Origin of the sequence: Longimicrobium sp. (assembly GCA_036389795.1) — a bacterium.
Taxonomy (GTDB): domain Bacteria; phylum Gemmatimonadota; class Gemmatimonadetes; order Longimicrobiales; family Longimicrobiaceae; genus Longimicrobium.
Genome location: DASVWD010000147.1, coordinates 1 through 9,331, shown reverse-complemented (window position 1 = coordinate 9,331; position 9,331 = coordinate 1). Strand labels below are relative to the sequence as shown.

Below are 9,331 nucleotides of genomic sequence, written 5' to 3'. Positions count from 1 at the left end.
AGCTCGGTGGGCGAGTCGAAGCCCGCCAGCTCGCGCCGCCACCAGCGCTCGGCCTCCGCCAGGTCCTGGCGGCCCAGCCAGGCGATGTACGCGCGGTACGGCCGGGCCGGCGGGAGCGCCGGCTCGCGCCCCGCCACGTGGGCGTCGTAGAGCGCCAGCACGTCGTGGAAGAGGGTCGCCACGCTCCACCCGTCCAGCACCATCATGTGCAGCGAGAGGACGAACCGGTGCGCCTCCTCGCCGGTGCGGAAGAGCGCCAGGCGCAGGAGGGGCGGCGCCGCCGGGTCGAAGCCGCGCGCGCGGTCCTCGCGCAGGAACTCCTCCATGCGCCGGGCGTGCGCGTCCGCGTCCACGCCGCGCCAGTCCTCGCTCAGGAGCGGCGGCTCCACCCGCCGGCGCACCACCTGCAGCGGCTCGCGCACCTCCTCCCAGGCGAAGCCGGTGCGCAGCACCACGTGCCGCCGCACCACGCCGCGCCAGGCGCGGCGGAAGGCGTCCACGTCCAGCGGCCCGCGCAGCTCGAAGCAGAACTGCGCCACGTACACGCCGCTCCCGGGCTCGTACAGGGTGTGGAAGAGCATCCCCTCCTGCATGGGGCTGAGGCGGTAGAGGTCCTCCACCTCGCGGCCGCTCCCCACCAGGCGGTCCACCTCGTCCTGCGTCGCCCGCGCCAGGGGGAAGTCGGACGGGGTGCGCCCGCCGGCCCCCTCCGACGTGCAGTGGGCGATGAGCGCCCGGAGCTCGGCCACGTACTCGCGCGCCAGCGCCTCCACCGTCTCGCGCCGGTGCACCCCCGCGCTGTACTGCCAGGTGAGGCCCAGCCGCCCGCCCATCACGGCGCCGCCGAGCACCAGCAGGTGGCCGCGGTCCGCCCGCGCGTCCGTGTCCGCCCCGGCCGACTCGGGGGCGATGGCGAAGAGCCCCTCCTCGCCCAGGGCGCCGTCGAACTGCCCCATGTACTCGAAGCGGACCCGCGCCCGCGGGAGCGCCGCCAGCGCCTCGCGCACCTCGGGGCGCGGGCTCAGCCAGCGCAGCGCGCCGTGGCCGATCCCGCGGTTGGGGACCGCGCGCAGCTGCTCCTTGACCGCCTTGAGCGCCTCGCCCTCGCCCGGGCGGCCGCGCAGGTCCAGGAGCACCGGGTAGAGGGTGGTGAACCACCCCACCGTCCGCGACAGGTCGATCCCCTCCAGGACCTCCTCGCGGCCGTGCCCCTCCACGTCCACCAGCACCCGCTCCTCCCCCGCCCAGCGCCCCAGCACCCGCGCCAGCGCCGCCAGCAGCACGTCGTTGATCTGCGTCCGGTAGGCGCGCGGCACCTCCTGCAGGAGCCGGCGGGTCTCCTCCTCCTCCAGCTGGGCGGAGACGCTGCGCCCGTGGAGGCCGGTGTTGGCCCCGCCGGGGAAGTCCTCGGGGAGGGGGCGGACGCCCCGGCGCTCGTCGGCCAGCCAGTAGGGGAGCTCGTCCTCGAAGCCGCCGGCGGCGACGTGCTCGGCCAGCCGGGCGGCCCAGCGCCGGAACGAGGTGGTCTTGGGCGGGAGCGCCGGCCGCTCGCCCCGCGCCAGCGGCTCGTACGCCTGCTGCAGGTCTTCCAGCAGCAGCCGCCACGAGACGCCGTCCATCACCAGGTGGTGCACCACGATCAGCAGCCGCCCGCTGCGCCCCTCCCCGCGGTCGAACGCCACCGCGCGCAGCAGCCGCCCCTCCTCCAGCGAGAGGCTCTTCTGCAGGCGCGCCGCCTCGCGCTCCACCTCGCGCCGCTGCTCCGCCTCGCCGAGCGCGGAGAGGTCGACGCACGCCGTCCACCGGCGCCCGTCGAGGCCCGCGTTCTCCTGCCGCCACTCGCCGTCCTCGCGCCGGAAGCGCATGCGGAGCGCGTCGTGGTGCGCGGCCACCCGCGCCACCGCCCGCTCCAGCACGGAGGCGTCCAGCCGGCCGCGGACCTCGAAGAGCACCGACAGGTTCCAGTGGTGCGGCTCGGGGGGCAGCTCGGCGAAGAAGCCGCGCTGGATCGGCGTCAGCTCCACCGGCCCCTGGACGATCCCCTGCTCCGCCTCGGACGCGCCGCCCTCCACGCCGGCCACGGCCGCCAGCTCGGCGACGGTGGGGTGCTCGAAGAGCTGCCGCGGGGTGATCTTCAACCCCGCGCGCCGCGCCCGCGCGACGATCTGGATGCTGAGGATGGAGTCGCCGCCCAGCCCGAAGAAGTCGTCGTGCACCCCCACGCGCGGGGCGCCCAGCACCTCGCGCCAGACCTCGGCGAGCGCTTCCTCGGCCTGCGTGCGCGGCGCGACGTAGAGATCTTCGCGCGACGGGTCGTGCTCGGGCGCGGGGAGCGCGCGGCGGTCCACCTTCCCGTTCGGCGTGAGCGGAAGGCGGTCCATGACCACGATCGCGCCCGGCACCATGTACTCGGGGAGCCGCCCGGAGAGGTGCGCGCGCAGTGCGGCCGGCTCCGGCCGGGTGCCGTCGCGCGCCACCACGTACGCCACCAGCCGCTTCTGCCCCGGCGCGTCCTCGCGCGCCACCACCACCGCGTCGCCCACGGCGGGGTGCTCGCCCAGCGCGCTCTCGATCTCCCCCGGCTCGATGCGGTAGCCGCGCACCTTCACCTGCTCGTCGGCGCGCCCCAGGAACTCCAGCGCGCCGTCCGCGCGCCAGCGCACCCGGTCGCCCGTCCGGTACAGCCGCGCGCCGCGAGCGGCGGAGAACGGGTCGGGGACGAAGCGCTGCGCCGTCAGCGCGCGCCGCCCCAGGTAGCCGCGCGCCACCCCCTCGCCGCCGATGTACATCTCCCCGGGAACGCCCACGGGCACCGGCCGCAGCCCCGCGTCCAGCACGTAGACGCGCTGGTTGGCGATCGGGCGGCCGATCGGCAGCTCGCCCCCGCCCGCGTCCTCGCCGGCGCCGAGGCGGTGGATGCTGGTGGTGACCGTCGTCTCCGTCAGCCCGAAGACGTGGACCAGCTCGCAGCCGGTCTCCCGCCACGCGCGCAGCCGCTCCGGGAGCACCCGCTCGCCTCCCATCAGCACCCGGCGCAGCGTCGCAGGCGGCCGCAGCCCGTCCTCGGAGAGCGTGCGCACCCACTCGTGCCAGTAGGCGGTCGGCAGCTCCATCACGCTCACCGACGTCTCGTCCACCACCCGCGCCAGCTCCGCCGGCTCCAGCAGCTCCGCGTTGCTCACGACGACGGCCGCGCCGCTCACCAGCGCGGGGAACACCTCCTCGATCACCACGTCGAAGCCGGGCGAGGCGAACTGGAGCACCCGCTCCCCTTCGCCGAGCTCCAGCAGCCGCGCCATCTCCACCGCGTAGCCCGACACGCTCCCGTGCTCCACCCCGACGCCCTTGGGACGGCCGGTGGAGCCGGAGGTGTAGATGACGTACGCCAGGTTGCGGGCGCCGGCGCGGCCGTGCGGATTCCACGCCGGGCGGCGCGCGATCGACTCCCGCTTCTCGTCCAGGCACACCACCGCCGTGCGCCGGGGGGCCGCGCCCTCCAGCCGCTCGTGGAGCGCCGTGTCCGTCAGCAGCACGCGGGCGCCGGAATCCTCCAGCAGGTCCAGCAGCCGCTCGCGGGGATACGCGGGATCGAGCGGCAGGAAGGCCCCGCCCGCCTTGAGCACCGCCAGCATCGCCACGATCAGCTCCGGCGAGCGCTCCAGGCAGATCGCGACGACGACCTCCGTGCCGACGCCGAGGCGCCGGAGGTAGCGCGCCAGCCGGTTGGCCCGCGCGTTCAGCTCGCGGTAGGTGAGGACCCCGCCGTCGTACACGACCGCGGGCGCGCCGCGCGTGCGGGCGACCTGCCGCTCGAAGAGCTCGTGCACGCAGCGGCCGCGCGGGGAGGGACGCTCCGTGGCGTTCCACTCCTGCACCACCCGCCGCCGCTCCGCCTCGTCCAGCAGCTCGATGTCCGCCAGACGGGCGTCGGGACGGGCGGCCAGCCCCAGCAGGAGCGTCTCCACGTGGCCGCACAGCCGCTCCGCCGCGTCCTCCGCCACCCGGCCGCCGTCGAACTCCACCCGCAGCGCCAGCTCGCGCCCGGCGATGACGCTCAGGATCAGCAGCCTGCTCGCCTGCTCCACCTCGCCCTCCACGGCCACCCGCAGCCGCTGCTCGCCGTCGTCGCCGGGGCCCAGGGGCGGGTAGTTGTTGAAGACGACGATGCTGTCGAAGAGCGGCGTGCCGGCGGGGACCTCGCTCCAGCGCTGCACCTGCGCCAGCGGGGTGTACTCGTACTCGCGCATCTCCACCTGGCGCGCCTGCAGCTCGCGGAGCCACTCCACCGCCGGACGCCGTTCCTCCACCTTCGCCCGCAGGGGGAGGGTGTTGATGAACATCCCCACGATCTCCTCGACGTCCGGCAGCTCCGCCGGGCGCCCCGAGACGGTGGTCCCGAACACCACGTCGCTCTCCCCGCCGTAGCGGGAGACCAGCAGCGCCCAGGCGCCCTGCACCAGCGTGTTCACCGTCAGCCCGTGCCGGCCCGCGAACGCCTGGAGCGCGGCCGTCCGCTCCTCGTCCAGGAGCCGCTCGGCGCGCCGGTAGCGCCCGGGAGGGCCGGCGGCGGTCTCGACCGCGAGCGACGTCGGCGCGGTGAAGCCGGCCAGCTCGCGCCGCCACCAGCGCTCGGCCCGCTCCAGGTCCTGGCGCCCGAGCCAGTCGGCGTAGCGGCGGTACGGGACGGGCGGCGGGAGCGCGGGCTCGCGCCCCGCGGCGTGGGCCTGGTACAGGGCCATCACGTCGCGGAACACCAGCGGCAGGCTCCAGCCGTCCAGCACCATCTGGTGGAAGCTCCACACCAGCCGCCACGCGTCGTCCTCCGTGCGGAAGAGCGCCAGGCGCAGGAGCGGCGCGCGGCCGGGATCGAAGCCCCGGGCCCGGTTCTTTTCCAGGTACGCGGCCAGCCGCTCCTCGCGCGCGGCCGGGTCCATCCCGCGCCAGTCCTCCTCCTGCAGCGGCGGCTCCACCTCCCGGCGCACCACCTGGAGCGGCTGGCCGCCGTCCTCCCACAGGTAGCTGGTGCGCAGCGCCGCGTGCCGCCCCAGCACGCCCCGCCAGGCGCGCCGGAACGCCTCCACGTCCAGCTCGCCCCGCAGCTCGAAGCGCAGCTGCCCCACGTAGACGCCGCTCCCCGGCTCGTAGAGCGTGTGGAAGAGCATCCCCTCCTGCAGGGGGCTCAGCGGGTACGCGTCCTCGGCATCGGCCGCCAACTCGGCGGGGAGCGCGGCCAGGAGCGCCCCGCGCGCCGCCGCGTCCGCCGGCGCCGGGAGCGGCGGCGCCTCGCCCGGCGCGGCCGACTCCACCACCTGGGCCAGGGCGGCGACGGTCGCCTCCTCGAAGAGCTGGCGCGGCGTCAGCCTGAGCCCCGCCTTCCGCGCGCGGGAGACGATCTGGATGGTGAGGATGGAGTCGCCGCCCAGCTGGAAGAAGTCGTCGTGCACCCCCACCCGCTCCAGCCGCAGCACCTCGGCCCAGATCCCCGCCAGCACCTCCTCCGTCGGCGTGCGCGGCGCCACGTAGGCGTCGTCCAGCGACGCGTCGTGTCCGGGCGCGGGGAGGGCGCGGCGGTCCACCTTGCCGTTGGGGGTGAGCGGGAGGCGGTCCAGCACCACGAACGCCGCCGGCACCATGTGGTCGGGGAGGCGCGCGGAGAGGTGCGCGCGCAGCGCGCCCGGCTCCGGCCGGATCCCGTCGCGCGCCACCACGTACGCCGCCAGCCGCCGGTCGCCGGGCGCGTCCTCGCGCGCCACGACGACGGCCTCGCCCACGTCGGGGTGGCCGGCGAGCACGCTCTCGATCTCCCCCGGCTCGACGCGGTAGCCGCGCACCTTCACCTGCAGGTCGGCGCGCCCCAGGAACTCCAGCGCGCCGTCCGCGCGCCAGCGCACCCGGTCGCCCGTCCGGTACAGCCGCGCGCCCTCGCCGCGGAAGGGGTCGGGGACGAAGCGCGCGGCCGTCAGCGCGGCGCGCCCCAGGTAGCCGCGCGCCACCCCCTCGCCGCCGATGTACATCTCCCCCGGCGAGCCCACGGGCACCGGCCGCATCCCCGCGTCCAGCACGTAGACGCGCTGGTTGGCGATCGGCCGCCCGATCGGCAGCTCGCCCCCGCCCGCGTCCTCGCCGGCGGCCAGGCGGTGGATGCTGGTGGTGACCGTCGTCTCCGTCAGCCCGAAGACGTGGACCAGCTCGCACCCGGTCTCCCGCCAGGCGCGGAGCCGCTCCGGGAGCACCCGCTCGCCCCCCATCAGCACGAGCCGCAGGGTGGACGGGAGCGGCTCGCCGTCTTCCGCGAGCGTGCGCACCCACTCGTGCCAGTAGGCCGTGGGCAGCTCGACCACGCTGACGGAGGTTTCCTCGATCACCCGCGCCAGCTCCGCCGGCTCCAGCAGGTCCGCGCCGCTCGCCACCACCGCCGCGCCGCTCACCAGCGCCGGGAACACCTCTTCGACCACGACGTCGAAGCCGGGGGAGGCGAACTGGAGCACCCGCTCCCCCTCGCCCAGCCCCAGCAGCCGCGCCATCTCCGCCGCGTACCCGGACACGCTCCCGTGCTCCACGGCCACGCCCTTGGGACGGCCGGTGGAGCCGGAGGTGTAGATGACGTACGCCAGGTTCCCCGGCCCGGCCGCGCCCGCCGGGCGGAGGCCGGACTCGGCCGCGATTGTCGGCGCGTCGGCGTCCAGGCAGACGACGGCGCCCCGCACGCCCTCCTCCAGGCGCTCGCGCAGCGCGGCGGTGGTGAGCAGCACCCGCGCGCCGGAGTCCTCCAGCACCCCCAGCAGCCGCTCGCGGGGATACGCCGGGTCGAGCGGGAGGTACGCCCCGCCGGCCTTGAGCACGGCCAGCATCGCCGCCACCAGCTCGGCCGAGCGCTCCAGGCAGATCGCCACCACCGCCTCCGGCCTCACGCCCAGGCGCCGGAGGTGGCGCGCCAGCCGGTTCGCCCGCTCGTCCAGCTCGCGGTAGGTGAGGACGCCGCCGTCGTGGACCACGGCGGCCGCCTCCGGCGTGCGCTCCACCTGCGCCTCGAACAGCTCCTGCACGCAGCGCCCGCGCTGGGAGGGCCGGTCCGTGGCGTTCCACTCCTCCACCACCCGCCGCCGCTCGTCGTCCGAGAGCAGCTCCAGCTCCGACAGGCGCGCTTCCGGGTCGGCCGTCATCGCCCGGAGCGCCGTCTCCAGCCGCGCCAGCACCCGGTCCACGGAAGCCGCGGTCGCGCGGGCGCCGTCGTGCTCGATGCGGACGAGCACCTCCGCGCCCACCGTCGCGCTCACCGTCAGCGGGTAGTTCGCCTGCTCGACGACGCCCTCGCGCTCGACCTCGACGGCCTCCTCCCCCTCGCCCAGGACACCGCCCGCGGGATAGTTGGCGAAGACCAGGATGCTCTCGAAGAGCGGGGTGCCGGCCGGCACCTCGCTCCAGCGCTGCACCTGCGCCAGCGGGGAGTACTCGTACTCGCGCAGCTCCGCCTGCTGGGCCTGCAGCCGCCGCAGCCAGTCCACCACCCGCTCGTCCTCGCCCACCCGCACGCGCACCGGCAGCGTGTTGATGAAGAGCCCCACCATCTCCTCCACCCCCGCCAGCTCGGCCGGCCGCCCGGAGACGGTGGCCCCGAACACCACCTCCGGCTCGCCGCTCGAGCGGGAGAGGTGCAGCGCCCACGCCCCCTGCACCAGCGTGTTGACGGTCAGCCCGTGGCGGCGGGCGTACGCCTGCAGCGCGCCGGTCACCTCGCGCCCCAGCCGCAGGTCGCGGCGCCCGTACCCCTCCTCGCGCCCGGCCGGCGGCCGCTCGACGCCCAGCGGGGTGGGGGCGCGGAAGCCCTCCAGCGTCCGGCGCCAGTACCGCTCCGCCCGCCCCAGGTCCTGCCGCTTGAGCCAGGCGATGTAGTCCCGGTACGGCCGCGCCGGCGGGAGCGACGGCTCGCGCCCCGCCGTGCAGGCGTCGTAGAGCGCCACCAGGTCGCGGAAGACCAGGGGGAGGCTCCACCCGTCCAGCGCCAGGTGGTGGTGCGTCCACACCAGCCGCCAGGCGGCGTCGCCGGTGCGGAAGAGCGTCAGCCGCATCAGGGGGGCGCGGGCCGGGTCGAAGCCCCGGGCGCGGTCCTCGCGCAGGAACTCCTCCATGCGCCGGTCCTGCTCGTCCGCGTCCACGCCGCGCCAGTCCTCCACCACGAGCGGCAGCTCCACCGCGCGGCGCACCACCTGCAGCGGCTCGGGGACCCCTTCCCAGGTGAAGCCCGTCCGGAGGACCGGGTGCCGGTCCAGCACCCCCTGCCAGGCCCGCCGCAGCGCCTCCACGTCCAGCGCCCCGCGCAGCCCGAACCGGGACTGCCCGACGTATTCGCCGCTCCCCGGCTCGTAGAGCGTGTGGAAGAGCAGCCCCTGCTGCATGGGGCTGAGCGGATAGATGTCGCCGATCAGGGCTTGCTTGCTCATCGGAACACGATGTGGTCGGGCGCGCGTGGCCCGGGCGTGAGGACGAGGGTCGGGTGGACGTGCTCGGGAAGGACCGTCGGCGGGGGGCCGCGCGTCCGGCGGCACCCCCCGCGTCCCGGGCCGCTCCGCGCGCCCGAGGAGGGGGCGGAAGGCGCCGGGGGATCGGGGATCGAGGATCGGGATCGGGTCGGGGATCGGGTCGGGATCGTGACCGGGACGGGGATCGGCGGTGGAGATCCGCCGATCCCGCGGGGGACGGCGCTAGGCGCCTTCCTCGGCCAGGAGCTGGGCCTCGAGTAGCGCCAGCGTGGACTGGTCGATGTCGGCGAGCGGGAAGTCCGAGGGGGTGTAGCCGCCCGCCTCCTCCGACGTGCAGTGGGCGATCAGCGCCCGCAGCTCCGCGACGTAGTCGCGCGCCAGCGCTTCCACCGTCTCGCGCCGGTGCACCCCCGCGCTGTACTGCCAGGTGACCTCGAGGCGGCCGCCCAGCACCGAGCCGGTGAGCGCCAGGAGATGACCGCGCTCCGTCCGCGGGTCCACGTTCGGCCCCGCCGACTCGGGGGCGAGGGCGAAGAAGCCCTCCTCGCCCGCGCTCCCGTCGAACTGGCCCAGGTACTCGAAGCGGACCCGCGCCCGCGGGAGCACGGCGAGCGCCTCGCGCACCTCGGCGCGCGGGCTCAGCCAGCGCAGCGCGCCGTGGCCGATCCCGCGGTTGGGGACCGCGCGCAGCTGCTCCTTCACCGCCTTCAGCGCCTCGCCCTCGCCGGGGTGGCCGCGCAGGTCCAGGAGCACCGGGTAGAGGGTGGTGAACCACCCCACCGTCCGCGACAGGTCGATCCCCTCCAGGACCTCCTCGCGGCCGTGCCCCTCCACGTCCACCAGCACCCGCT

2 protein-coding genes are annotated in these 9,331 nt (G+C 76.1%); both read right to left on the bottom strand.

All coding sequences use genetic code 11. The features are described from left to right. Positions 1–8,441, bottom strand: an 8,441-nt coding sequence (locus tag VF746_20265) for an amino acid adenylation domain-containing protein (GenBank protein ID HEX8694772.1), incomplete at its 3' end; no start/stop codon positions are given. A 261-nt stretch (positions 8,442–8,702) separates the two neighbouring features. Next, positions 8,703–9,331 (bottom strand): condensation domain-containing protein (locus VF746_20260; protein ID HEX8694771.1); only part of this gene is annotated, 629 nt, incomplete at its 5' end.